Source organism: Allokutzneria oryzae (assembly GCF_042429765.1).
GTDB classification, from domain to species: Bacteria; Actinomycetota; Actinomycetes; order Mycobacteriales; family Pseudonocardiaceae; genus Allokutzneria; species Allokutzneria oryzae.
Genome location: NZ_JBHLZU010000020.1, coordinates 318,067 through 341,874, shown reverse-complemented (window position 1 = coordinate 341,874; position 23,808 = coordinate 318,067). Strand labels below are relative to the sequence as shown.

General features: G+C 70.9%; 23 protein-coding genes. 7 read left to right on the top strand and 16 right to left on the bottom strand.

Features of this window, described 5'->3' with window-relative positions:
• Positions 1 to 134 precede the first annotated feature (134 nt).
• Positions 135 to 659, top strand: a complete 525-nt coding sequence (locus ACFFQA_RS26040) for a hypothetical protein (protein WP_377857470.1) — start codon at positions 135 to 137, stop codon at positions 657 to 659.
• Here ACFFQA_RS26040 and ACFFQA_RS26035 read toward each other — a convergent pair.
• The 3 genes from ACFFQA_RS26035 to ACFFQA_RS26025 are packed head-to-tail and all read right to left on the bottom strand — an operon-like array spanning position 614 to position 7,644.
• A complete protein-coding gene (locus ACFFQA_RS26035) occupies positions 614 to 1,159 on the bottom strand; it encodes a MarR family winged helix-turn-helix transcriptional regulator (RefSeq protein WP_377857467.1) in 546 nt (181 codons plus the stop codon). The genes ACFFQA_RS26040 and ACFFQA_RS26035 overlap by 46 nt on opposite strands.
• 9 nt (positions 1,160 to 1,168) lie before the next feature.
• Positions 1,169 to 4,456: an ATP-dependent helicase gene (locus tag ACFFQA_RS26030; protein WP_377857464.1), complete on the bottom strand. Its 3,288-nt coding sequence runs from the start codon at positions 4,454 to 4,456 to the stop codon at positions 1,169 to 1,171.
• Positions 4,453 to 7,644 carry an ATP-dependent helicase gene (locus ACFFQA_RS26025; RefSeq protein WP_377857461.1) on the bottom strand — a complete coding sequence of 1,064 codons (3,192 nt, stop codon included), beginning with the start codon at positions 7,642 to 7,644 and terminating at the stop codon, positions 4,453 to 4,455. Before ACFFQA_RS26025 ends, ACFFQA_RS26030 begins: the two co-directional genes overlap by 4 nt.
• Before the next feature lie 203 nt (positions 7,645 to 7,847).
• Between ACFFQA_RS26025 and ACFFQA_RS26020 the strand changes: the two genes are divergently transcribed.
• The 3 genes from ACFFQA_RS26020 (at position 7,848) to ACFFQA_RS26010 (ending at position 10,434) form a co-directional block, all read left to right on the top strand.
• Positions 7,848 to 8,795: a chitinase gene (locus ACFFQA_RS26020; protein ID WP_377857458.1), complete on the top strand. Its 948-nt coding sequence runs from the start codon at positions 7,848 to 7,850 to the stop codon at positions 8,793 to 8,795.
• 314 nt (positions 8,796 to 9,109) lie between these two features.
• A complete protein-coding gene (locus ACFFQA_RS26015) occupies positions 9,110 to 10,066 on the top strand; it encodes a chitinase (protein ID WP_377857712.1) in 957 nt (318 codons plus the stop codon).
• Positions 10,067 to 10,098: 32 nt separating this feature from the next.
• Positions 10,099 to 10,434, top strand: a complete 336-nt coding sequence (locus ACFFQA_RS26010; RefSeq protein ID WP_377857455.1) for an MGMT family protein — start codon at positions 10,099 to 10,101, stop codon at positions 10,432 to 10,434.
• Here the strand turns inward: ACFFQA_RS26010 and ACFFQA_RS26005 are convergent.
• The 7 genes from ACFFQA_RS26005 to ACFFQA_RS25975 all read right to left on the bottom strand — a co-directional run bounded on the left by ACFFQA_RS26005 (position 10,431) and on the right by ACFFQA_RS25975 (position 16,556).
• A complete protein-coding gene (locus ACFFQA_RS26005) occupies positions 10,431 to 10,739 on the bottom strand; it encodes a tetratricopeptide repeat protein (RefSeq protein ID WP_377857452.1) in 309 nt (102 codons plus the stop codon). The two genes, ACFFQA_RS26010 and ACFFQA_RS26005, sit on opposite strands and share 4 nt — an antisense overlap.
• Positions 10,736 to 11,740 (bottom strand): pirin family protein, encoded by a 1,005-nt coding sequence (locus ACFFQA_RS26000; RefSeq protein ID WP_377857450.1) that lies wholly within the window; start codon positions 11,738 to 11,740, stop codon positions 10,736 to 10,738. The genes ACFFQA_RS26005 and ACFFQA_RS26000 overlap by 4 nt, the downstream gene beginning before the upstream one ends.
• Positions 11,741 to 11,812: 72 nt before the next feature.
• Positions 11,813 to 12,151 (bottom strand): nitrite reductase small subunit NirD, encoded by a 339-nt coding sequence (gene nirD / locus ACFFQA_RS25995; RefSeq protein WP_377857447.1) that lies wholly within the window; start codon positions 12,149 to 12,151, stop codon positions 11,813 to 11,815.
• Between the two features lie 87 nt (positions 12,152 to 12,238).
• The gene (locus ACFFQA_RS25990; protein WP_377857445.1) at positions 12,239 to 13,033 is read right to left on the bottom strand and encodes a TIGR02569 family protein; all 795 of its coding nucleotides are present in this window, start codon (positions 13,031 to 13,033) and stop codon (positions 12,239 to 12,241) included.
• Positions 13,034 to 13,136: 103 nt separating this feature from the next.
• Positions 13,137 to 14,315 (bottom strand): adenylyltransferase/sulfurtransferase MoeZ, encoded by a 1,179-nt coding sequence (moeZ, locus tag ACFFQA_RS25985; RefSeq protein WP_377857442.1) that lies wholly within the window; start codon positions 14,313 to 14,315, stop codon positions 13,137 to 13,139.
• A 119-nt stretch (positions 14,316 to 14,434) separates the two neighbouring features.
• The gene (locus tag ACFFQA_RS25980) at positions 14,435 to 15,511 is read right to left on the bottom strand and encodes a DUF3152 domain-containing protein (protein WP_377857439.1); all 1,077 of its coding nucleotides are present in this window, start codon (positions 15,509 to 15,511) and stop codon (positions 14,435 to 14,437) included.
• A gap of 52 nt (positions 15,512 to 15,563) precedes the next feature.
• Positions 15,564 to 16,556 (bottom strand): alpha/beta fold hydrolase, encoded by a 993-nt coding sequence (locus tag ACFFQA_RS25975; protein WP_377857436.1) that lies wholly within the window; start codon positions 16,554 to 16,556, stop codon positions 15,564 to 15,566.
• Positions 16,557 to 16,703: 147 nt separating this feature from the next.
• On the opposite strand from ACFFQA_RS25975, the gene ACFFQA_RS25970 reads away from it, so the two are divergent.
• The gene (locus ACFFQA_RS25970; protein ID WP_377857433.1) at positions 16,704 to 17,348 is read left to right on the top strand and encodes a TetR/AcrR family transcriptional regulator; all 645 of its coding nucleotides are present in this window, start codon (positions 16,704 to 16,706) and stop codon (positions 17,346 to 17,348) included.
• Positions 17,349 to 17,633: 285 nt separating this feature from the next.
• On the opposite strand, the gene ACFFQA_RS25965 is transcribed toward ACFFQA_RS25970, so the two are convergent.
• Genes ACFFQA_RS25965 through ACFFQA_RS25955 form a run of 3 tightly spaced genes read right to left on the bottom strand, consistent with a single transcriptional unit; the run spans position 17,634 to position 20,280 of the window.
• Positions 17,634 to 18,521, bottom strand: a complete 888-nt coding sequence (locus tag ACFFQA_RS25965; protein WP_377857431.1) for an alpha/beta fold hydrolase — start codon at positions 18,519 to 18,521, stop codon at positions 17,634 to 17,636.
• Between the two features lie 11 nt (positions 18,522 to 18,532).
• Complete coding sequence (locus tag ACFFQA_RS25960) at positions 18,533 to 19,435, bottom strand: AurF N-oxygenase family protein (protein WP_377857428.1); 903 nt, start codon at positions 19,433 to 19,435, stop codon at positions 18,533 to 18,535.
• Entirely contained in the window at positions 19,432 to 20,280 is an 849-nt protein-coding gene (locus tag ACFFQA_RS25955) for an SDR family NAD(P)-dependent oxidoreductase (protein ID WP_377857425.1), read from the bottom strand. The genes ACFFQA_RS25960 and ACFFQA_RS25955 overlap by 4 nt, the downstream gene beginning before the upstream one ends.
• 63 nt (positions 20,281 to 20,343) lie before the next feature.
• Here ACFFQA_RS25955 and ACFFQA_RS25950 point away from each other — a divergent pair, with 63 nt between their 5' ends.
• Entirely contained in the window at positions 20,344 to 21,090 is a 747-nt protein-coding gene (locus tag ACFFQA_RS25950) for a TetR/AcrR family transcriptional regulator (RefSeq protein WP_377857422.1), read from the top strand.
• Positions 21,080 to 21,427 (top strand): DUF4873 domain-containing protein, encoded by a 348-nt coding sequence (locus ACFFQA_RS25945; RefSeq protein WP_377857420.1) that lies wholly within the window; start codon positions 21,080 to 21,082, stop codon positions 21,425 to 21,427. The genes ACFFQA_RS25950 and ACFFQA_RS25945 overlap by 11 nt, the downstream gene beginning before the upstream one ends.
• A gap of 28 nt (positions 21,428 to 21,455) precedes the next feature.
• Here ACFFQA_RS25945 and ACFFQA_RS25940 read toward each other — a convergent pair whose 3' ends face one another.
• The 3 genes from ACFFQA_RS25940 to ACFFQA_RS25930 all read right to left on the bottom strand — a co-directional run bounded on the left by ACFFQA_RS25940 (position 21,456) and on the right by ACFFQA_RS25930 (position 23,661).
• Positions 21,456 to 22,538 (bottom strand): hypothetical protein, encoded by a 1,083-nt coding sequence (locus ACFFQA_RS25940; RefSeq protein ID WP_377857418.1) that lies wholly within the window; start codon positions 22,536 to 22,538, stop codon positions 21,456 to 21,458.
• Between the two features lie 105 nt (positions 22,539 to 22,643).
• Positions 22,644 to 22,871, bottom strand: coding sequence for a DUF3107 domain-containing protein (locus ACFFQA_RS25935; protein WP_377857415.1), 228 nt, complete (start codon positions 22,869 to 22,871; stop codon positions 22,644 to 22,646).
• 115 nt (positions 22,872 to 22,986) lie between these two features.
• On the bottom strand, positions 22,987 to 23,661 hold the full coding sequence (locus ACFFQA_RS25930; RefSeq protein ID WP_377857412.1) for a ferritin-like fold-containing protein: 675 nt from the start codon (positions 23,659 to 23,661) through the stop codon (positions 22,987 to 22,989).
• Between the last annotated feature and the right edge of the window lie 147 nt (positions 23,662 to 23,808).

Sequence of the window (23,808 nt, the reverse complement as noted above, 5' to 3'; positions counted from 1 at the left end):
TCGACAGGGTGACTAAAAATTTGGTGAATGCGCGCCAAAATCCGCAGGTGATCCCGGGCAAGGCGCTAAATGCCAATTGCATTTTCGGCGCCACGGCCTCCCCAAGGCGGCATCGCTGGGCCTACGATGCCCCGGTGCCGCCTCTTGAACACGCCGCGAACGCACTCGGCTGGCACGGCGTGGTCGTCCCAGACGTGTCCGTTCTGGGGCAACAGGTTTCCGCCGTCGTCCGGATCCGCAGCGATGTGCACGAGTGGCGCGCCCGCAACGGCTGGCCACCGGAGTCCGACCCGTCGTGGTTCCGCTCGTGGTTCGAGCCGAGCTTCCACGACCAGGTCCCGGTGCCCGCGGTGGAGCTGCTCGGGGTCCTGGTGTTCGAGTCATCGGTGGATCGGGCGCTGACCTCCTGCGGAACGCTGATGACGCTGGCCCCGTGCGCGGTGGTGCTGCCGACCCCGCAGCCGGAGGACCCGTGGCGCATGATCGAGCTCGACTACTACGGCATCGGCGTGGTCACCGCGGACGGCGAGGGCGCGAAGGCCCTGGTCCCGCCGGAGGACCGCTCCGGTGAGTTCGGCCCGTCCCTGTTCGGCCGCTGGCTGTTGGAAGTCCTCTACGAACGCACGCTGGAGTTGGCGCACCAGCCCTCTCCGCGCTGACGCCCCAGGTCCTCCAGCCGCGCGCCGAGCCTGCCGAGCAGCTCGCGCAGGGTGATCAGCTCCTCCTCCGCCAGGCACGAGCGCACCTCGGCGTCGGCCTCGGCGACCTCCGCGCGCAGCGTGCCGAGCAGCGCGCGCCCCTTGCGGGTCAGCGACAGCCGCACGCAACGCCGGTTGTTCTCCGGCACGATCCGCTCGACCAGCCCGGTCGCGACCAGCTTGTTGATCTGCCTGGTCAGCGTGGGGGCCTCGATCTCCAGCCGTGCGGCCAGCTCGGAGTTGCCGCGGGCACAGGCGGCCAGCTCCTGGAGCGCGAGGAACCCGGCGAAGGTCAGCCCGCGCGCGGCTAGCAACCGGTCGAGGTGACAGCGAGCGGCCCTGGCGACGACGGTCAGCTCCCGGCCGACGCAGGACCACGCGCCGCTCGCCGGGTCGAGCAGGACAGCGGGCTCGTCGGTGCTGGTCGCGTTCGCTGGGGCTGGTTCGGCGCTGGCGGGCACGTCGCCAGGTTAGCCGGGACGGGGGATGGAGCGGAGCAGCCCGCGCAGCCCTTCCGCGTCCAGCAGGTCGGCGGGCCGCAGCGTGTGATCGTGCCGGACGTAGTGGAACGCGGCGCGGACCTTCTCCAACGGCACCCCGTGCAGGCTGGCCCACGCGAGCCGGTAAGCCGCCAGCTGCACCGCGACGGCGGGCAGGTGTGCGTCGTCGGGCACCGCTCCGGTCTTCCAGTCCACCACCGTCCAGCCGCCGTCGGCCTCGGCGAAGACCGCGTCCATCCGGCCGCGCACGGCGATGCCGTCGACCTCGGTCTCGAAGGGCACCTCGACCTCCAGCGGCGTGCGGTCGGCCCAGGCGCTGGCCAGGAACGCGCGCTGGAGCGCGTCGAGGTCCGCATCGGGCACGGCCGTCTCGTCCGCGGCCCCTGGCAGCTCGTCGAGGTCGAGCAGCCGCGTCGCGCCGAAGCGCTGCTCCAGCCAGGCGTGGAAGGCGGTACCGCGGCGCGCGGTCGGGTTCGGCGGGAACGGCAACGGCCGCCGCAGCCGCCGCGCGAGCGCGCCGGGGTCGGCCGCGAGCTCGACGAGCTGGCTGACCGAAAGCTGCGAGGGCAGCAGCACCTGCTCCCGCCGGTTCGCGGCGGCCGCCCGCTCCGCGAGCAGGACATCGACGTCGCGGGCCCAGCCCTCCGGGTCGTTCTCGTCGGCGAACTCGTCGTCGTCCGGCGGCTCAGGGAGTGATTTGTCCACAGTGGACGGATCTGGCAGCTCGGTGAGCGCGGCGCGCACCATGTCCGCGCCCCGCTGGACGGCGGATCGCCTGCGGGACAAGGGATCGTGCGGCCACTGCGCGCTCTTGGCCCCCTGGGCGAGCGGGTTCTCCGCGTCGAGCACCGGCTCCGGAGCCCAGTGCGGCACCGAACCGATCTCCGGGGAGGCGAACACCGCATCGCGGATCTCGGTCAGGAACTCCGAGGGACCGCGCGGCTTCTCCCCCGTCTCGCCCCACCAGTGCCCGGAGACCAGCAACGCGTGCTCGGACCGGGTCAGCGCAACGTAGAGCAGCCGCCGCTCCTCGATCAGCCTGCGCTCCTCGAAGTCCTCCGCGTGCACCTTGAGCGCGGTCTCGATCTCCTTGCGGTTGCCGCAGCTCTCCAGCGAGAGCGTCGGAAGGTCCTGTGCGTCACCGCGCAGCTCCGCGGGCAGCTGCTGGGGTGTGCGCAACCAGCTCGACGACCTCTTCTTCCCGGGGAACACGTCACGGACCAGGTGCGGCACCGCGACGATCTCCCACTCCAGTCCCTTGGAGGCGTGCACGGTCAGGATCTGCACGCGGTCCTCGGCGACCTCCACCTCACCGGGCTCCAAGCCGTCCTCCGCGCGTTCCGCCGCGCTGAGGAAGTCCAAAAGGGACGGTAGCGTCGCTGACGGGCTGGCCGAGGCGAAGTCCGCGACCACGTCGGCGAAGGCGTCGAGCTGGGCGCGGCCGATCATGTTGGGACGGGCCAGGGTCTCGATGTCCAGCAACAGGTTCCGCTCGACGTCGGCGACCAGCTCCGGCAGCGGCTGGTCCATCCTGCGCCGCAGCGCCGCCAGCTCCCGCCCCAGCCTGCGCACGCGGCGGTAGCCCTCCGGCGAGTACGCATCGGCCTCGCCGGGATCGTCCACCGCGTCGACAAGACCGGCCAGCTCGGCGTGCTCACCGGGCAACGCGTCGGCGATCGCGTCGGTTCCGGTCCGCGTCGCGTCAGAGCCGCTGGCGAGCAGCTTCGCCCGGTCCCACAACGCGGCGATGTCGGAAACGCCCAGGCGCCACCGTGATCCGGTGAGCAACCGCATCGCGGCCGTGCCCGCGAGCGGGTCGACGAGCACCCTCAGCGCGCTGACCAGGTCGCGCACCTCGGGCTCGTCGAGCAGCCCGCCGAGGCCGACCACTTCGACGGGAAGGCCGCGATCGCGCAGTGCGGTCGCCATCTCCGCCATGTCCGACCGCCGACGCACCAGCACCGCCGCGGTCGGCGACTCCCCCGTTGTGTCCACTCTGGACTGCCAGTAGGCGGCGATCGTGTCGGCCACCCAGTCCAGTTCCTGGTGCACGTCAGGCAACAGCGCCAGCCTAACGTCGCCCGGTCCCGCGTTGTCCCTGGCGCGCAGCTCCTCCACGTCCAGCCCTGCGGAGCGCAACGGCTCGGAGACCGCGTTCGCCAGTGCGAGGACCTCCGGCGGGTTGCGGAAGCTGGTGAGCAGTCCGTATCGGCGAGCGGGTTCCAACCGGTCTTCGCCGTAACGCGGGAAGTCGGTGGCGAAGCGCGGGAGGTTGGCCGCACTCGCACCGCGCCATCCGTAGATCGCCTGCGCCGGATCACCCACTGCCGTAACGGGAACGGGCGTGCGATGGCCGCCACCGAACAACGCGCGCAGCAACACGCGCTGAGCGTGTCCGGTGTCCTGGTACTCGTCGAGCAGGACCGCGCCGTAGCGTTCGCGCTCACCGGTGACGACCTCCGGGTGGTCCTCGGCGAGGCGCGCGGCCATCGACATCTGGTCGGCGAAGTCCATCGACGCCTCGCGCCGCTTCCGCGCGGAGTACGCCTCGACCAACGGCAGCAGCGCGATCCGAAGCCGTTGTGCTGCAAGGACTTTCTGCAAGTCCTGACTCAGCTCGTCGCGTTGGCGCGGTCCCTTCGGAGCGCTCTCGACGTAGCGGCAGAACTCCTCGGCGTGCTCGCGCAGGCGCTCGGGGCTGACCAGGTGCTCCCCGAGCTCACCTGCGAGCGCGAGCAGGTACCCGGTGACCGTTGACGGAACCTTGTCGGTGTCGATGTCCTCGGTCCACGTCGAGACCACCCGATGCGCGAGCTGCCACGACGCCGTCTCGCGCAACAGTCGCGCGCCCGGCTCGACCGGCAGCCGGAGCCCGTGCTCGCCGACGAGCCGTCCCGCATACGCGTGGTAGGTCAGCACTGTCGGTTCGCCGGTCATCACGGCGTTCGTGCGGTCACCACTGGGATCGAGCTGGTCGAGCAGACCCGATCCCGCCAGCCGCCGCAGCCGGAGCCGCACCCGGTCGGCGAGCTGGCGCGCGGCCTTGCGGGTGAAGGTCAGGCCGAGGACGCGGTCCGGTGTGACAAGACCGTTGGCGACCAGCCAGACCACCCGGGCCGCCATCGTCTCGGTCTTGCCTGCTCCCGCGCCCGCGATCACCAGTGCGGGCTCGGTGGTCGCGGCGATGACCTCGGCCTGTTCCGGTGTCGGTGGGTGCAGGCCGAGGGCTTCCGCGATCCGGGCCGGACTGGCGGTCATTCCGTGACCTGTCGGCCGGACGGCTGGATCGGACAGCAAGTCCTTGCGGGGCAACGGGAACAGTCCGCGTTCTCGGTCGCGGCGTACTCGGGCCCGACACAGGAGGCCGCGGCGGCGTGCACCACGTCGGTCCACGCCTTGATGGCCTGCTCGTCCAGTGGCGGCTGAACCCGTTCCGCCGCCCCGGTCTTCTTGTCCTCCTTGGACACGAACAACAGCCGCGCTCCGCCCGGTTCGTTGCTGAGCCCCAGCTTGGAGAACGCGCCGAGCGCCACCGCGAGCTGGTAGACCGCGAGCTGCGGGTGTTCCTCGGCCTCGGCCCTGCTCACCGGGGTGCGACCGGTCTTGACGTCCACCACGACCGCGCGGCCGTCCTTGTCCACGTCGAGCCGGTCGACCCGGCCGCGCACCCTCAGCCAAGGTCCACCGGGCTTCGCCGGGAGGTTGACCGACAGCTCGTTCTCGACCGCGACCTGCGTCAGCTCCGCGCGGCTGGTGGACAGCCACGTCATGAAGGCGGACAGCATCGCCTCGACCCGCGTGCGTTCCTTGCGCGAGAACCACGGCGCGCCCGCGTCCACGGTCGCCCACGCCTGGTCGAGCGTCTTGCGCAGGGTGTCGTTGTCCGCGCCCTCCGCTGCGGCCTGCACCAACGCGTGCACCAGCGATCCGGTGATCGACGCCAGCTCGGCGGAGTCCTGCCCGCCGTGCCTTTCCACCATCCACCGCATCGGGCACCGGGTGAGCACATCCACTGTGGACGGGGAAACCGACACGGTGTCCTCTTCTGTCCACAGTGGAGCCTTGGTCGAGGTGTCCGGCAGCCCGTACCAGGTGTCCGGGTGCGCGCCGGGAACCCCGGCCTGCGCCAGCCGGGCGAGCTGCCTCGCGGCGCGGTCGCGCTTGTCCGGCTCGGCGTCGTCGTCGCACACCACGGAACGCAGCTCACCGACGAGCTCGGCGAGCACCAGCCCGCGCTCCGGCTTCGCGATCGGCCTCGGAGCCTCCTCGGTACCGAACTGGTCGAACCCGTCCAGCTCGTCGAGGAACCGCGACGGCTGCTCGTCCTCGCCGCGCACCGCGCTGACCAACAGCTTCTTCTTCGCCCGGCTCGCGGCGACCAGCAACAGCCTGCGCTCTTCGGCCAGCAGCGGAGCCGTCGCGGAGAGCTTGTCCGACGGCTCCAGACCCGCGAGCTGGTCGATGAGCTTCTCCACTCCCAGCAACGACCCGCGCAGCCGGAGGTCGGGCCAGGCGCCCTCCTGGACGCCGGGAACCGCGACGACCGTCCACTCGCGACCGACCGCCGCGTGCGCGGTGAGCACCGTGACCGACTCACCCCGCGGCGCGGTGGCCGCGAGCGTGTCACCCGCGATCTGTTGCGCCGTGAGGTAGTCGGCGAACCCGGCGACGTCCTGACCGGGCAGCCGGTCGGTGTAGCGCGCGGCGGCGTCGAACAGCGCCACGATCGCGTCCAGGTCCCGATCAGCTTGCGCCCCAACAGGTCCAGACCGTGTTGCTTGCCGGGTCCAACGCTCCTCCAGACCGCTCGCCTGCCACACCTGCCACAGCACCTGCTCCACGCTGGCGTGCTTGGCGATGGCGTCGCGGGCGATCTGCAACAACCCCGAGACCCTGCGGGCGGGCGCGGCGGCCAGGTCCTCGAGCCCGGCAAGCTGATCCGGCACCTGGAGGACGTCGACCAGCAGGTCACCGCTCGGGCGGTCGCTGCCCGCCGCCAGTTCGAGCCGCCGCAACCCGCGCCGAAGTCGCCGCAGTGCCAACGGATCCGCACCACCGAGCGGGCTCGACAACAACGCGGCGGCGACCTCCGGCTCCAGCTCGGCGGGGCGCGCGGCACACCTCAGCAGCGCGAGCAGCGGCCACACCGCGCTCTGCTGCGGCAACGGCAGCTCGTCCAGATCGACCGCCACCGGCACCCCCGCCGCGAGCAGGGCTCGCCGCAGCACGGGCATCACCCTGCCGGTCGACCGCGCCACGACGGCCATCTCCGACCACGGCACCTCGTCGATCAGGTGCGCCCGGCGAAGCTGGTCGGCGACCCACGCCGCCTCCTGGGCGCCTGAGGCGAACAACCGCACACCGACCTCACCGGGCGGCTGCTCACCGGGAGCGTTCAGAACCCTTGGCGGACCGGGCAACCGAGCCGACAACCGGCGCACGGCCTCGCGCACGGCCGGGCTCATCCGGTGGTCGGTGGACAGCGTGACCGTGCGCCCACCGGCGTCGCGCAGCAGCTGCGGATCGGCGCCCCGGAAGGAGAACACGGCCTGGTCGGGGTCACCGGCGAGCACGAACTCCCCCGCCGAGCCACCGATCACCCGCACCAGCTCGAACTGTTGCGGGTCAAGGTGTTGCGCGTCGTCGACGAGCAACAGCCGCACCCTGGCGCGCTCGCGCTCCAGCAGCTCGGGTTCGAGGTGGAACACACCGAGCGCCGCGCCGACGAGCTCAGCGGCGTCCAAGGCGGGCGCGGTGGCCTGGGGCGCCTCGGAGCCCACCGAGCCGCGCAACAGCTGCACCTGCTCGTACTGAGCGCCGAACGTGCCCGCGGCGACCCACTCCGGCCGCCCGCGCTCGCGCCCGAGCTCGACGAGGTCCTCCGGCCCCAGGCCCCGTTCGGCCGCGCGCAGCAGCAGATCCCGGAGCTCCGCGGCGAAGCCCGGCAGCGCGATGGCGGGCCGCAGCCGTTCCGGCCAGTAGTCCGCGCCGTCCTCGATGTCACCGGCGAGCAGCTCGCGCACCACGACGTCCTGCTCCGGCCCGGACAGCAGGCGCGGCGGCGGCTGGTCGTAGGTCGTGGCGTGCAACCGCAGCACGGCGAAGGCGTAGGAGTGCACGGTCCGCACGAGCGGCTCGCGAACCGTGCGCAGCGGGCTGTCCACCCGCGCCTCGCTGATCAACGACGTGATGTGCGCCCGCATCGTGGTGGCCGCCTTGCGGCTCGCGCACAGGACCAGCACGCTCTCCGGATCGAGGCCCCGGTTCAGGATGCGGTCGGCGGCCAGCTCGGCCAGCAGCGTGGTCTTCCCGGTCCCCGGCCCGCCGAGCACGCGCACCGGCCCGCCCGGGTTCTCCAGCGCGCGCCGGCCCGCGACGTCCCACTCGGGGCGACGCCGGACCGGGTCCGACCCCCGTACCAGGGTCGGCGCGTGGACTACAGGCACCGTTGGATGCAACCACGCTGCACCGACGACATCGCGCACGGGGGCCGTCGTGTCGCCCTTTTCGCGTCCGCGAACGCGGTGACCGACCTACTACCGGATGCTTGACACCGCAAGTGGTCTAGTCCACGGTGGAGAGCGCTTACCGCTCGCTCGGTTCGCCGCCTCGACGCGAGTCCCCCTGCACCGCGAGCACTGGAGGACCCATGAGGTTTCTGCGGCGGACCCTGCTCTGCGCGCTCAGCGCCACCGCCATGCTCGGCCTCGCGACCCCGGCCCAGGCCGCGGTCAACCCCGTCACCGCCTCGCCCTACCTGTACAGCTGGGGCCGGACGATCAACCCCGTCGACGTGATGCGCCAGACCGGCGTGAAGTCCTTCACCCTGGCCTTCATCCTCTCCGACGGCGGCTGCAACCCGAAGTGGGACGGCAACCAGGAGCTGTCGGCGAAGTCCGCGATGATCAACCAGATCCGCGGCGCCGGAGGCGAGATCGTGCCCTCCTTCGGCGGCTGGTCCGGCAACAAGCTCGGCGACCGCTGCTCCAGCGCGAGCGCGCTCGCCGGGGCCTACCAGAAGGTGATCGACGCGTTCCGGCTCACCGCGATCGACATCGACATCGAGAACACCGAGTTCCACAACCCGGCGTCGCAGGACAAGGTGCTCGGCGCGCTGAAGATCGTCAAGGACCGCAACCCCGGCGTGAGGACCGTGATCACCATGGGCACGGCCAAGAACGGCCCGGACGCCGACGGCCAGCGCCTCATCCGCCGCGCCCGCGAGCTCGGCGCGAACGTGGACGTGTGGACGCTGATGCCGTTCAACTTCGGCGGCGGCAACATGGTCACCGACACCATCAGCGCGGTCGACAACCTCCGCTCCCGACTGAGCAGCACCTTCGGCTACTCCGCCGCGGACGCCTACCGGCACAGCGGGATCTCCTCGATGAACGGCAAGACCGACCAGAACGAGACGGTCACCGCGGCCAACTTCACGGCCATGCGCGACTACGCCACCAAGAACCACCTGGGCCGCTTCACGTTCTGGGCCACCAACCGCGACTTCGGCAACTGCGGCGCGGCAGGCTCGAACTGCAGCGGCATCAACCAGGGCACCTACGAGTTCACCCGGATCACCGGCGGCTACACCGGTTGATGCTTGGCCCTGGGGCGTTCTAAGCCCAGAACGCCCCAGGGCCATTACCCACAACTCACCGAAACAAACCTCGCATTACCCGCACACCGCGAAGAAGACGAAGGTACCTAGCGGAGTTCCCGCAGGGCGTTTGATGAAATCCCTGTGCACCAGGCACTTTCACGCCAACCGACCGTGAAGGGATTCTCCGGCACGGGATTCCGCCAGGGCCGATCGGACCGTTGACACCGAAATTGGTCCAGTCCACTGTGTCCGTGGCCATCAGCACCCGACCCGGTTCCGCCGCCACCGGGCACGACGTCCTGGAGGACGCGATGAAGTTCCTGCGGCGGACCCTGCTCTGCGCGCTCAGCGCCACCGCCCTCGTCGGCATGACCGCCCCCGCCAACGCCGAGACCGCCGTCAACCCGGTCACCGCGTCGCCCTACCTCTACGGCTGGGGCGACGACATCGACCCGGCACAGGTCATGCGGACCACCGGGGTCCAGGCGTTCACGCTGGCGTTCATCCTCTCCGACGGCGGCTGCAACCCGAAGTGGGACGGGCAGCGCGAGCTCACCGGCCCGGACGCCGCGAAGATCGAGAAGATCCGCTCGGCAGGCGGCGACGTCGTGCCGTCCTTCGGCGGCTGGGCAGGCAACAAGCTCGGCGAGAAGTGCGCCAACGAGACCGATCTCGCCGGGGCCTACCAGAAGGTCATCGACGCCTACGAGCTCAAGGCGATCGACATCGACATCGAGGCCAGCGAGTTCGAGACGCCCGCCGTGCAGGACCGGGTGCTCGGCGCGCTGAAGATCGTCAAGTCGAAGAACCCCGGCATCAGCACCGTGATCACCATGGGCACCGCGAGGACCGGGCCGGAGACCCACGGGCAGCGGCTCATCGACCAGGCGAAGAAGATCGGCGCGGACATCGACGTGTGGACGCTGATGCCGTTCAACTTCGGCGGCTCCGACATGGCGGCGGACACCATCACCGCGGTGGACGGACTGCGGTCCAAGCTCAGCAGCACCTTCGGCTACTCCGATGCGGAGGCTTACAAGCGCAGCGGGATCTCGTCGATGAACGGGATCACCGACCAGAAGGAGACCGTGACCCCGGCGAACTTCACGGCGATGCGGGACTACGCCGTGAAGAACCACCTCGGGCGCTTCACGTTCTGGGCCGCGAACCGGGACCAGGGCAACTGCGGTCAGCCCGCACAGAACTGCAGCGGCATCAACCAGGGCAGCTACGAGTTCTCCAAGATCGTCGCCGGGTACACCGGCTGAGGTTGTCGGTGCCCTGCGCCACAATCAACGGCGTGGACGAACAGACACACGACCGCGTCCGGGACGTGATCCGCTCCATCCCCGCCGGCCAGGTCGCGACCTACGGTGACGTGGCGGCGGTGGCCAAAGCGCCGTCGCCGCGCATCGTGGGCCGCATCCTCGCCGAGGACGGTCACGACCTGCCGTGGCACCGGGTCCTCCGCGCGAACGGCACCCCCGCCCCGCACCTGGCCGACGAGCAGCTCCAGCTCCTCCGGGCGGAGGGCGTCGCCATCATGGACGGCAAGATCGACTTCGCCGCGCACCGCTGGGAGGAGTCGCCCTCCGCTCACGCCGAGGAGGACGACTCCCAGCCCGGTCTCTTCTAGGCAGCGCCGAGGGCCGCGGCGAGCTTGAGCTCGACGGCGGCTTCGGCGTCCCGGCCCTGGCGGGTCAGCGTGCGGCCCAGCAGCAGCCGCGCGTAGCCGTCCGACGGGTCCAGCCGGACCAGCTCCCGCGCGACGGTCTCGGCGCGACCGAGTGCCGCCGACTGGAAGTGGGCCAGCGCCAGCTCCTCCAGGACCGCGCGGTTCGTCGGCTCGACGGCCGCCGCCTCCGCCAGGAACCGGGCCGCGCCGCTCGGGTCGCCGGCAGCGCGGAACATCCGCCCGCGCTCGAACAGTTCCATGGTCATTCCGTACCTCCCGGCAGCTTCTCGTCGGTCTCCCCGCGGTGCGCCATGCGCTCCGCCGGGATCGTGCCCAGGCGACCGGCCTGGTAGTCCTCCATCGCCTGGATGATCTCCGCGCGGGTGTTCATCACGAACGGCCCGTAGCGCGCGACCGGCTCGTTGATCGGACGCCCGCCGAGCACGAGGACCTCCCAGCCAGTGGCCGAGGCCTGCGGCTGGCTGTCCGCCGCGCGCAGAGTCAGCGCCGAGCCCGCGCTGAACACACCCAGCTGCCCTTCGTCGAGCGGCCGGGCTTCGGCCCCGATGGTCCCGCGCCCGGAGAGCACGTAGACCATCGCGTTGAAGTCCCGCGGCCACGGCAGGTCCAGCTGCGCGCCAGGGCTGACCGTGGCGTGCAGGTAGGTGATCGGCGTCCACGTGACGCCGGGACCGGCGTGCCCGTCCAGCTCGCCTGCGATCACCCGGACAAGGGCTCCACCGTCCACACTGGACAGGAGAGTCACGTCGCGGCCACCGATGTCCTGGTAGCGCGGGGCGGTCATCTTCATCGCCTTCGGCAGGTTCACCCACAGCTGGACGCCGTGGAAGAGCCCACCCTTGGTCACGATCTCCTGCGGCGGCAGCTCGTTGTGCAGGATCCCGCTCGCCGCGGTCATCCACTGGGTACCGCCGTCGGTGATCACTCCGCCGCCGCCGATGGAGTCGGTGTGCTCCATGGCGCCGTCGATCATGTACGTGACCGTCTCGAAGCCGCGGTGCGGGTGCCACGGCGCACCCTTGGCCTCACCGGGCGCGTACTCCACCGCGCCCATGTGGTCGAGCAGCAGGAACGGGTCGGCGAGGCTGAGGTCGATGCCGGGGAACGGGCGCCGGACGGCGAAGCCCTCGCCCTCGAGGAAGCGCTGGGCCTGCACGACGCGCTTGACGCCGCGCCAGTCGGTCTCCGCCCGCGGCAGCTCGGGCAGGCGGGGCAGGGTCAGGGTGTTCGCGGTGACAGCGGGCATGGTGGGCCTCCTCGGTCTACGGCCATCCACACCCTACAAGCTCGTTGAACTCTCAACTATTCCCCGGGCGGCTCAGGCCGCCATGCCGAGCTCGACCGTGCCGTCGACCACGCGCACCGGGTACACCGGGATGCTCAGCTCCGGATCGTCCACGCACTCGCCGGTCTCCAGGTCGAACGCCTCCTTGCGCATCGGCGAGATCACCACGAGCCGCCCGCGCCGATCGCCGATGATGCCGCGCGAGAGCACCGCGGCACCGGTGGTCGGGTCCACGTTGCCGACCGCACGGACGTAGCCCTCGAAGGTGCGGAACACCGCCGCCTCCGCACCGTCGGGCAGCTCGGTCACCGAGCCGCGGTCGGGCCACAGCGCGTCGTAGCCGCAGATCTGGATCCACGAGAGCGGGGTCATGTGCTCACCTCCGGGACGCTGGTGCACGTATCGTGCTTCACCCGGATGTCGCAGCGTTCACCCCGATGTGACGGCGGTGTTAACCAGCTACAGGGTCTCCAGCACCAGCTGCGCCGCGCGGTCGAGGCCGGTCAGCGTCTGCGTGGTCGAGCGCGGGTGCAGCGCGTGCATGGCGAGCCGGTGGAGCAGCGCCCGCAGCAGCATCTGCGGCCACTCCGGCAGGTGCGCCCACCGTTTGGTCAGCCCGGCGTCGGCCCCGCCCCACGCGAGCGCGTCGACGGCGATCACCGCCGCGGCCCACTCCGGCGGACGCCAGTACGGGGCGAAGTCCATGATCCCGGGCGGCGCGTTGCCCGCGAAGAGCACGTTGCCGAACAGGTCGCCGTGCACGAGCTGGGAGCGCAGCCGCGTGGGCCTGCGCGAGTTGACCAGCACCGCGAACATCCGCCCGCCGAGGTCCGGGACCAGCCGCGAGTCGGCCTCGCCCCACGCCATCCGGTCAGCGAGCGCGCTGATGTCCTTGCGGGCGTCCAGGAAGTCGGGTCGGCGCAGCTCCACCGTTGCCGCGTGCAACCGCAGCGAGACCGAGATGACCTCGTCGTGCCGGGACTCCGGCTGACCGGCGATGTGCCGGGTCGCCGACCAGCCCGAGACCACCCACCTGCCGTCGGTGGAGCGCAGCGGCCGGGCGAGGCGCAGCTGGTCCACTTCGAGGGAGTCCAGGGTCTGGGCGGCCCACGCCGCCTCCGACGGGTCGAAGACCGGCTTGAGCACGACGTCGCCGCACAGCCAGGCGGGTCCACCGGCGTAGGGCTCGGGAAGGGCGGTGCGTGCACCGAACGCCGCGCGCACGTGCTGGGGTGGCGGCTCCGGTGGTCTCACGACACGGCACGCTACCCCGACCCACCGACAGAACGCGGGATCACCACGGTGTGGTGAAGGGCGCTTTTGGCTTAACCAGCGCCCTTCACCGCACTGCGAGTGATCAGTAGGTCGGCAGGCTGGGGTCGATGTCGCGCGCCCAGCCCAGCACCCCGCCGCCGACGTGCACGGCGTCGCCGAAGCCCGCGCGGTGCAGCGCGGCCAGCGCCTCGGCCGAACGCGCGCCGGACTTGCAGTGCAGCACGATCGGCTTGTCCTGCGGCAGCTCGCCGAACGCCTCGCCGGAGAGGATGCGGTCCTTGGGGATCAGCACCGAGCCGGGGATCTTGACGATCTCGTACTCGTGCGGCTCGCGGACGTCGACCAGCACGAAGTCCTCGTCGCGGTCGAACTTCTCCTTGAGCTCGCGCGGGGTGATGGTGCGCCCGGCCGCCGCGTTCTGGGCCGCGTCCGAGACGACGCCGCAGAACGCCTCGTAGTCGATCAGCTCGGTGACCGGCTCGGCGTTCGGGTCCTTGCGGATGCGGATCGTCCGGTAGGTCATCTCCAGCGCGTCGTAGACCATCAGCCTGCCGAGCAGCGTCTCGCCGATCCCGGTGATGAGCTTGACCGCCTCGGTGACCATGATCGAGCCGATGGAGGCGCACAGCACGCCGAGCACACCGCCCTCCGCGCAGGAGGGGACCATGCCGGGCGGCGGGGCCTCCGGGTAGAGGTCGCGGTACTGCACGCCCTCGACGCCGCCGGGCGGGGTGGCCCAGTACACGCTGGCCTGGCCCTCGAAGCGGAAGATCGAGCCCCACACGTACGGCTTGCCGAGCAGCACGCAGGCGTCGTTGACCAGGTAGCGGGTGGCGAAGTTGTCGGTGCCGTCCAGGATCAGGTCGTAGTCGCGGAAGACGTCGAGCACGTTGTCCGCTTCCAGGCGCACCTGGTGCAGGTTGACCTTGACGAACGGGTTGACCTCGGCGATGGAGTCGCGGGCCGACTCCGCCTTGGGCCGCCCCAGGTCGGACTGGCCGTGGATGACCTGCCGCTGCAGGTTGGACTCGTCGACCGTGTCGAACTCGACGATGCCGAGCGTGCCGACACCGGCGGCGGCCAGGTACAGCAACGCCGGGCTACCGAGCCCGCCCGCGCCGACCACCAGCACCTTGGCGTTCTTCAGCCGCTTCTGACCGTCCACCCCGACGTCGGGGATGATCAGGTGGCGGCTGTAGCGGGCGACCTCTTCCTTGGTCAGCTCCGCGGCTGGCTCCACCAGCGGTGGCAGCGTCGACATGGGTGTTCCTCCTCGCCACGTGGGCACTGAAAACGTCCCTGCGCGTGTCAACGCCCGTCTTACACGCGTTCTTCCACGTGGACCAGGCATCCCAGCAAATGGGAGCTGGGAAGTGGGAGCTACGGGAAGGGCCAGGGCCAGGGGTTCGTCTTGCACGTCTTCCCGTCCGCCTTGACCGCGTTCTTGTTGCCCGGGTCCGCCTGGTTGAGCTGGGCGACGTAGTCGTTGGAGACGCCGAAGGACTGCTGCATCATCACCGGGGCGAGATCGCCCTCCGCCGCGCAGCCCCTGTGCGGGTTGCGGAACACGTGCCCGACCTCGTGGTTGATGGCGTACGTGCGGTACAGGCCCAGTTCGGTGCCGTAGGCCGCCGCGCCCCTGACCCACCGCGCGAGGTTGATGTAGACGCGCTCCTTGTCGCGGTTCCAGCAGGACGCCTCGTACTGGATGGTGTAGTTGCACACGTCGGGCCTGCGAGCGGTCCCCGGCGTGGTCAGGCTGATGCGGAAGTCCGGCTTGGGGGTGGTGGTGTCCACCCGCTGGAGCCTGATCTTGCCCGGCTTCGTCCAGCTCTTCTCGCTGCCGAGGATGCCGTCAACGGTCCTGGCGAACGCGTCCTCGCCACCGATCTTGGCGAGGTCGATGCCGTTCTCCACCTCGATCGTGTAGCGGTACAGCTGACCGCCGGTGCCCACCACGGGGCCGGAACCCCGGACGACGGTGAACGTGTTCGGCCCGTTCTCGGTGTACGGGTCGCCCTTGGGCAGCACGGCCGACGGGATGTTCAGGTCGATCTTGCCGGGTGGCGCCTCCGCGACCACCGGCTCCAGCTGCTCCGGCGGTTCGCCGTCCTCCGAGGCCTGCGAACCGCCCGCCGCCTGATGGTTGTCCAGCGGCGCGGAGCCGAAGTCGACGAAGGCCAGCACGGTCAGCACCACCAGGATCGGCAGGGCGTAGACCCGCCAGCCGTAGGTGGCGATGGCACCGGCGACCCCGGTCTTCTTCTGCTTCTTCTCGCGCCGTTCCTCGCGCCGTTCCGCGTGCGGGTCCCAGGAGGCGGCCAGCGGCTCGAACTGGCTGCGGCGCTCCCTGCGGACCTGCTGCGACTGGCGCGGCCGACCGTCACGCGGGGACGACGACCGGGCGGAACCTTCGTTGTCGAGCGTTCCGCGCGATCCGTGCTCCGTTCGGGTCACCGATCCAGATTGCCACAGACGATGTTGGGTCCGCGTGCGCGACCCTCCGCGTTCACCATTCGTGGGCGTCGACCGCTTCGAGCATCCCGAGGAAGGCCCTGGCCACGGTTCTCGGCCGCTCCATCTGCGCGACGTGCCCGGTCCTCGGCAGGACGAGCAGCCGCCCGCGCGGCAGCAGGCGCGCGGTCCGGGGCGCCTTGCGCACGGTGACCAACCGGTCCTCGGTGCCCCAGACGACCAGGGCGGGCTTGTCCACCTTGGGCAGCACGGTGCGCCAGACCGACCGGTGCGGCGGCGCGAGCCAGGACCGGATCAGCCCGTAGGCGGTGCGGTCCAGCGCGTCGGAGGCCCAGTGCTGGCCAGCTCGTTCGTGGTACTCCTGCTCCGCGAGGGCCCATCGGTCCTCGGGGATGTCCTCGGTGCTGGCCATGACGAGCTTGGCGAGCCGCTCCGCGCGCATCCGCGCGGTCACCACGCCGGCCTGGCGACGCAGCCGCGGCCCGATCAGCGGCAGGTTCATCAGGAGGTAGCGCGGGTCGGAGACCCGGCGCGGGTCCGGCCGCAGGTCCGGCATGGCGGGCGAGACCAGGGTGAGCGTGCGTACCAGGTCCGGCCGCAGCGCCGCGATGCGCAGCGCGATCGCACCGCCGAGGGAGTTGCCGAACAGGTGCACGGGTCCGAGGTCGAGCCCGTCGAGGAACTTGATGATCATCGGAACCACGGAGGTGAGGTCGTAGTCGTGGTCCGGCCCCGGCTCGGTCAGCCCAAAACCGGGGAGATCGATGGCGATGCCGGGGAACCGGCTGCCCAGCAGCGCGGCCAGGTCCGTCCAGTTCGTCGCCGAACCGCCGAGCCCGTGGATGTAGAAGGCCGTGGTGCCGTCGCCGCCGCTCTCCGGCCCCGGCGTCCGCCTGACGTGCAGCCGGACCCCGCCGGAGGTCACGAACCCGCCAGGCCACCACGCCTGGGTCAGGTCGAGGGCGGGCAGCTCGGCCCGGGACAGGGGAATCCTGGTCAACGGCGCGCGCTCGGCTGTCCGGCTCATCGCTCCAGCATGCCCCGGCGAGCGCGTCCCGTCCTGTGGATCGGCTGGCGTGAAGGCGATGACATCCGACTACCAGCGAGTAAGGTCATGGCCACCGTGCGGGTCGGCGAAACCCGGCGGCACGGCAGAAGCACGGCTGGAGGCGGTATGACGGAGACGGCGCAGCAGGGCAACGAGCAGGTGGCGCGTGGCGTTCGGCTGCCACGAACGGCCCGCCGGGCGCAGTTGCTCACAGCGGCGCAGGACGTGTTCGTGGCCAACGGCTACCACGCCGCGGCCATGGACGAGATCGCCGAGCGCGCCGGAGTCAGCAAGCCCGTGCTCTACCAGCACTTCCCGGGCAAGCTGGAGCTCTACCTGGCGCTGCTGGAGACGCACACCGACGAGCTGGTCCGCCGGGTGCGCGAGGCCATCGAGTCCACAACGGACAACAAGCTCAGGGTGCACGCGGCGGTCGCCGCCTACTTCGACTTCGTCGACGGCGAGGGGCAGGCGTTCCGGCTGGTCTTCGAGTCCGACCTGCGGCGCGAGCCCGCCGTCCAGGACGCGGTGGACCGGGCGACGACCACCTGCGTCGACGCGATCGTCGGAGCGGTCACGGCCGACGTCGGCCTCGACGAGGACCGGGCGCGGCTGCTGGCGATGGGCCTGGTCGGCCTGAGCCAGGTGACCGCGCGGTTCTGGCTGGACGCCAACCGCGCGGTGCCGAAGCAGGAGGCGATCTCGCTGATCGCGACGCTGGCCTGGAAGGGCATCGGCGGCGGTTACCCGATGCAGCACGGAGCACAGTAGGAACGACAAGCACAAACGGCCGGTCAGCGCGCATTCTGACCGGCCGTCGTGCTGTCTCCCCCAGGTCGTGTCCTGCGAGTGGCAAAACCACCTCACCACCCCCTGGCGCCCTCACCCGCATCCCCCTCATTTCGCGTTTTGTAGCCTTAATGCGAAATGAGAGCGCTCTTTTGCGCAATAAGGTGACAAAACGCGAAACCCCGGCCACGCCAGCTGGCCCATGCGCGCACGCGGGTGCGAGGGCGGCGCCGCCTCGGGGCATCGGGACGCCTTGCAGGACAGGCGCTAGCCGACGGGCACGGCGGCGCGCGCCATCCGCGCGAGGTGCCGGGCCGCTTCCCTGCTGCGCTCCACCGGCACCATGTGCCCGGCCCCCGGATAGATCACCAGCTCCGCGCGCGGCAGCTGGTCGGCGATCACCCGCGAGTGCTTCGGCGGGGTGAGCCGGTCCCGTCCGCCCGCGAGCACCACCACCGGCACCGAGCTGAGCGCGGTGAGCGCCTTCGCGCGGTTGTGGACCAGCACGTCGCTGAGGAACCCGTGCAGGGTCAACGGATGGGAGGTCGCGATGATCTCCGCGGTCTCCCGCAGGTGCGCGCGGTCGTAGCCGACGCCGAACAGCAGCCACCGCAGGTACGGCCGCAGCAGGGTGGGCGGGCCGAGCTTGGTCATCCCCCGCCGCTCCAGCAGCCGCCCGTGCACCAGCTGCGCCTTCACCATGGCCCGCGCGACCGGGGCCGGCACCCCCGGCGCTTCCTTGCCCAGGTCACCGCTGGAGGTGTTCACGAACCCCACCCCCGCCACCCGCGCCGCGAACAGCTCGGGATGCCGCTCCGCCAGCGCCATGATCGTCATGCCGCCGATGGAGTGCCCCGCGAGCACCACGGGCCCGGTCGGCACGACCTCGGTCAGCACCTCCGCGAGGTCGTCGGCCAGGTGCGCGATCGTCGTGCTTCCGCGCTCCGGCCCGGCGGAGTCGCCGTGGCCGCGGTGGTCGTAGCGCAGCACCCGCACCGGCTCGCCGACCTCCTCGGGCAGCAGCGCCGCGACGCGCGCCCACGTGCGCCTGCTCAGCGTCCACGCGTGCAGCAGCAGGACCGTGACCGGCGCGTCCGGGTCCCCTGTCTCCTCGATGACCAGCCGCGTGCCGTCGCTGGTGGTGAAGGTCCGCATCCGCCCCTCCGCTACTTCCCGATGAAGAACGACTTGCGCCACAACCGCATCCCCGGCGCGCCCAGCAGCCCGACCTCGTCGACGAAGGGCACCAGGCGCTCCGCGGACCACTTCATCGTCTCCTGGTGGTGCGGGTTCGACAGCGCGGCCTTGCGGCCGGCCTTCGGATCGATCCCCACCGCGCGGTAGACCTCGGGATTGATCAGCGTGCGCGAGACGTAGTAGGCCATCGCGCCCGCCTGGTAGCGGTGCACCGCTCGCTCGGCCTTGGACAGGTTCTTCATCCCGCGCACGATCTCCTCGCGGGCGTAGCGGACGTGCCGCGCCTCCTCAAGCACGTGGATGCGGTTGATCATCCGCACCAGCGGCTGCACGTTCTCGTCGGCCATGGACTCGCGCTGGATGCGGTCCAGGATCTCCTCGGCGATGAGGATGCCCGCGAACATCGACGGGCCCCAGCCGATCGTCTTGAGGATCCTGCCGAGGAAGTGCGGGGTGCGCTGCGGCCCGTACGCCGGGCAGCCGAGCCGCTCGACCGCCCTGGCGAACATGATCGAGTGGCGGCACTCGTCGGCGATCTCGGTCAGCGCGTACTGCACGTGCCTGCTGGTCGGGTCCATGCTGTAGGTGTGCCTGATCAGCAGCTGCATCAGGATCATCTCGAACCAGATGCCGTTGCTGGCGACGCTGGCGACCTCGTGCTTGGACAGCTCGATCCGCTGCTCCTCGGAGAGCTGGTCCCACAGCTCCGTGCCGTAGAGCGAGACCCGCTCCGGCGGGGAGAAGTAGGCGCCTTCGACCAGCGGCGCCTCCCAGTCGATGTCGAGGTTGGGGTCGTAGGAGTTCTTCGCCGAGGAGTTCAGCAGCCGCTCGGCCGTCTTCTCCCGGTCCGCGACCTGTAGTGCACGGCTCATCGCTTGGTCACCTTCTCCCGATCGGTGGTCCGGATCATTCGTTGTGCCAGCGCCACGGCGTCGTACTCCCCGCGCCGCAGGTCCCGGCCGTGCCTCGCCAGCACGACGCGGTCGACCAGCGCGGGCAACGCCCTGGCGAGCTTGGTGGCGGCCCCGCCGAGGCGGGTGGTGCCGACGTCCCTCGGCGGCCTGCGGGACTCCAGCACCCGCACCGCCGTGGTGATCACATCCTCAAGCCGCTCCGCGGGCACCTTTCCCTCAAGGGCGGTCCCCGCGGCCTGGCTCTCGCGGTGGATCGGCGTGCGCACGTAGCCCGGGTAGACCGTGGTCACGGCCACTGCCGAGCCGTACTCGACGCGGACGGAGTCCGCGTAGGCGGCCAGTGCCCGCTTGGACACGCTGTACGCGCTGGCGAAGGGCGCCGTGACGTACGCAAGGCCCGACGCCGTGAACACCAGGCGCGGCCGGTACCCCTCGGACCGGCTCTCCAGCAGGGCGGGCAGGGCCGCCGCCGTGACCCGCCAGGCTCCGAGCAGGTTGACCTCGAACGTCCGACGCACCTTGTCGCCAGGCGCGTCACCGCTGTCGACCGGCAGACCGATGCCCGCGTAGTGCACCACCGCGTCCAGTCCACCGAGCCGTTCCACCGCGTGGGCAACGGCCACCTCGGTGGCGTCGTCGTCGGTGAGATCGCAGCTCAGCACGCCTTCGGCGGCGCTGACGTCCAGGCCGAGCACCTCGGCGCCGCGCACCCGCAGCGCGGCCAGCGTGGCACTGCCGAACGCCCCGGCCGCCCCGGTGACCAGCACCCGGCGCCCGGCGAGGGGAGAGGGAGCAACCGCCATGCCGCGAACTCCTTCGGATTCTGTAACCACAAGTAACAGCTACTAGTGGTAACGTCCCCTGTCATGGCCGGATCTGTCAAGGGCAAACGCGGAGGACCCGACGCCAGGCGGGAGCGCTGGAAGGAGCACCGCAGCGCGCGCAGGGCGGAGTTCGTCGAGGCCACCATCAGCGCACTGCGCGAACACGGGCCCGACGTGGGCATGGACGAGATCGCCGCGGCGGCCGGGGTCACCAAACCCGTGCTGTACCGGCACTTCTCCGACAAAGCCGACCTCTACGTCGCGGTCGGCCAGCGCGCGACGGAGATCCTGACCGAGCGCCTGGTCCCGGCGCTGGAGGAGCTCGGGTCGATCAACGACGTCATCCACCGGGCCCTCGACGCGTACCTGAGCACCATCGAGGAACAGCCGGAGCTGTACCGCTTCATGATCCGCGGCGGTTTCGCGGACCGGCCGCTGGACCAGGACCCGGCCACCGCGACCGAGGACATGATCGCGACCAAGCTGGCCCGGCTGCTCGGCGTGTACATGCGGCTGCTGCAGCTGGACTCCGGCGCGGCGGAACCGTACGCGTTCGCGCTGGTCGGGGCGGTGGAGAAGGCCGGGGAATGGTGGCTTGAGCGGCAGTCGATGAGCCGGGAGAACCTGCGGGACTACCTGGCGCAGATCGTCTGGCACGCCATCGACGGCGCGGCGCGGGCGGGCGGGATCGAGCTGGACCCCGACCTGCCGCTGGATGAGCTGATGCCGAAAGAGGCGACGCAGTTGACCGTGATCAGGGGCGAGGCTGGAGGTACCGGTGTCCAGTGAGGCGACGGCGGCGACGCACGAGGAACACGACCACGACGAGGACGGCTACGACGGCCCGGCGACCCTCGTCACCAAGGACGGCGAGACCGAGGTCGAGGTGCGCCTGTCCGGCCACTTCGAACCCATCGACGGCCGCTACCACTGGTACGGCAGGCTGGCGGCGAACGACAGGGTCAGCGAGGCCGCGGAGAAGCACCGCCGCGCGGTCGTGCTCCGGACCCCGCACGGCGAGGCCGAGGGCGCCCTGTCCGACCAGGACCCCTGGGGCCGCTTCCGCATCACCGGTCTGGGCCGCCCACCGTTCGAGGTCCTGGAAAACCTCCCGGACGAGGACTGACCGCCCCGGCGAACCGGGGCGGTCGGCGTCACTTCAGCTGTCCCGGCTTGAGCCGCTCAGCGGGCCAGGACGGCGCCTTCGGCTTGCCGAGCTGGCTCGTCTCCGGCACCGGGAGCTTGCCGTCCCACAGGTACTCCACCCGCCGGGCGGACCCCTCCGCTCCGGTCGGGTCATCCGCCGGGTCGTACGACAACTGCTCGGAGTACGTGGGCAGCAGGGTCTTCGGGTCCAGGTAGAACACCATCTCGGTCGTGCCGCCGGTGTTCCCCATGGGGAAGTAGGGGTGGTCGTCGAAGGACAGCTTCGTCTGCTGGAACGCCCAGATCAAGACCTGCGACCCAGCCGGTCCTTGTGAGGTTTCGATCACGTTGAACGCCACGGGGAAGCGGACGTACTGCTTGCCCTCCCGGGAGACCATCGTGGGCTTGCCCGGCTTGAGGAAGCCCTCCGACTCGTGCAGGTACGCCAGGAAGGCCTGCGCCTGCGTCTCGTTCATCCCGCCGGGGATCAGGCCGTTGCCGACCTTGCCGCCCATCTCCACCGCCTTGATGGGGTCGCACGGCCCGGCCTCGGCGATGGCGCCGTCGTAGCGGACCCGGCGCTTGGCACCGTCGACGCAGGCGTTCCAGTCATCGAAGAAGTTCATCTTGCGCTGCTTGTAGTCGAACCCGCCCTCGACGATCTTGCCTTCGTAGGGCTGCCCGGCCAGGTATGGCCCGATCCGGCTGAGCACGATCGAGTCGATCCGGGTGTGCAGCACGGGCTGGGTCAGCTGCGCCATGATCGTGTCGTCGAGGAGCTTCTTCGGGTCCGTCGTGGCGACGTCGGCCTCCGTCAGCTCCTTGCGCTTGCCGCCCTCGGCCTGCGAAGCGCCGGGCTTCTCCGATCCGCCTCCGCCGAACAGCGCCCAGCCACCAATGCCGAGACCGGCCACGAGCACGACCACCAACGACACGATCAGGGCCGTTCGCCCCCGTCGCGGTCGTGGCTGCGGCTGCTGCGGCGGGTACTGCTGCGCGTACGGGTGCGCGTACGGCTGGGGAGGTCGGGGCTGGTAGGGCCCCTGCGGGCCGGGCTGCCCCTGCCATCCAGGACCAGGAGGTGCGGTCATGGGGCGGATTGTCACATCGGCATCGCCCGAACAGCCCAGGATTCAGCTCAACGTGAAGGCCCGCCGTCCCGGGCGGGGCGGCGGGCCTTCAGCGGGAACGAGGACCTAGGAGACGGCGAAGCCGACGCGACGGGTGTCGGTCGCGCCGATCTCGACGTAGGACACCTTGCTCGCCGGGATGATGAAGCGCTTGCCCTTGTCATCGGTCAGGGAGAGCACCCCGCCGTCCTTGCGAAGCGAGTCGGCGACCAGCTCCTCGACCTCGTCCTGAGACAACGCGCTTGAGATAACCAGCTCACGCGGGCTGTACTCGACGCCGATCTTGACCTCCACGCCGACCTCCGGGTGCGAAAAAGTCCGATGGGAAACAGGCGCCAGGCTAGTCCAGCCGAGCGCGGGGGCCACGCGCCACCACCCGCTTGCGCCGAGGGCGAACGTGAAGCGCGTCTCAGCCGAGGCCGAGCGCGTTCATCCGCTGGCCGTGGTTGTTCTGCAGCCTGCGGATCAGCGCGCCGATGCCGGACAGGTCGCCGGTGCCGCGAATGATCAGCTCGGCCAGCCCGTCGCGCTCGGCGGTGACGTGCTGTGCCTGGGTCACGGCCTCGCCGAGCAGGCGGCGGCCCCACAGCGCGAGCCGGTCGCGGACCTTGCGGTCGGCCTCGCACGCCGCGAGGACCTCGCGCTCGGCGAAGGCGGAGTGCCCGGTGTCGGCGAGCACGTCGAGCACCAGCTGCCTGGTGGCCGGGTCCAGCCACTCGGCGATCTCGCGGTAGAAGTCCGCGGCCAGCCCGTCCCCGACGTAGGCCTTGACCAGCGACTCCAGCCAGGAGCGCGGGGCGGTGGACGCGTGGAAGGCGTCCAGCGGGGCCTGGAACGGCGCCATGACCTCCTCGATGCGCAGGCCGCGCGCCGCGAGGAAGAGCTCCAGCTGCCGGTAGTGCCCCATCTCGGCACCCGCCATCCCGGCCAGCGCGGCGCGCCCGGCCAGCGTCGGCGCGCTGCGCGCGTCCTCGGCCATCCGGTCGAAGGCCGACAGCTCGCCGTAGGCCAGCACGCCGATGAGGTCGACGACGCCGGGCTCAAGCGGCTCGGTGTCCGGTTTCTGCAGGTCCGCCTCGGTCATGCCGATGAGCGTATCGGGCAGTTCCGGTCACACCCGGATGGCTGAGCGGGGACGGCGGAGCGTGAGACACGTCCTAACGGAGTGCTCACAGCGCTGGTCGTTTGCGGTTTCCCAGGTAGACTCCCGACCCAGACGTACGACGACTGC

Coding starts and splice junctions, on each gene's coding strand:
- ACFFQA_RS25960 (WP_377857428.1), bottom strand. CDS start 19,435: ATGAGCCGTGCACTACAGGTCGCGGACCGGGAGAAGACGGCCGAGCGG.
- nirD (WP_377857447.1), bottom strand. CDS start 12,151: ATGACCCCGCTCTCGTGGATCCAGATCTGCGGCTACGACGCGCTGTGG.
- ACFFQA_RS25940 (WP_377857418.1), bottom strand. CDS start 22,538: ATGACCGCACCTCCTGGTCCTGGATGGCAGGGGCAGCCCGGCCCGCAG.
- ACFFQA_RS25930 (WP_377857412.1), bottom strand. CDS start 23,661: ATGACCGAGGCGGACCTGCAGAAACCGGACACCGAGCCGCTTGAGCCC.
- ACFFQA_RS25965 (WP_377857431.1), bottom strand. CDS start 18,521: ATGCGGACCTTCACCACCAGCGACGGCACGCGGCTGGTCATCGAGGAG.
- ACFFQA_RS25975 (WP_377857436.1), bottom strand. CDS start 16,556: ATGAGCCGGACAGCCGAGCGCGCGCCGTTGACCAGGATTCCCCTGTCC.
- ACFFQA_RS26005 (WP_377857452.1), bottom strand. CDS start 10,739: ATGACCATGGAACTGTTCGAGCGCGGGCGGATGTTCCGCGCTGCCGGC.
- ACFFQA_RS26030 (WP_377857464.1), bottom strand. CDS start 4,456: ATGACCGCCAGTCCGGCCCGGATCGCGGAAGCCCTCGGCCTGCACCCA.
- ACFFQA_RS26020 (WP_377857458.1), top strand. CDS start 7,848: ATGAGGTTTCTGCGGCGGACCCTGCTCTGCGCGCTCAGCGCCACCGCC.
- ACFFQA_RS26000 (WP_377857450.1), bottom strand. CDS start 11,740: ATGCCCGCTGTCACCGCGAACACCCTGACCCTGCCCCGCCTGCCCGAG.
- moeZ (WP_377857442.1), bottom strand. CDS start 14,315: ATGTCGACGCTGCCACCGCTGGTGGAGCCAGCCGCGGAGCTGACCAAG.
- ACFFQA_RS25955 (WP_377857425.1), bottom strand. CDS start 20,280: ATGGCGGTTGCTCCCTCTCCCCTCGCCGGGCGCCGGGTGCTGGTCACC.
- ACFFQA_RS26015 (WP_377857712.1), top strand. CDS start 9,110: ATGAAGTTCCTGCGGCGGACCCTGCTCTGCGCGCTCAGCGCCACCGCC.
- ACFFQA_RS25970 (WP_377857433.1), top strand. CDS start 16,704: ATGACGGAGACGGCGCAGCAGGGCAACGAGCAGGTGGCGCGTGGCGTT.
- ACFFQA_RS25950 (WP_377857422.1), top strand. CDS start 20,344: ATGGCCGGATCTGTCAAGGGCAAACGCGGAGGACCCGACGCCAGGCGG.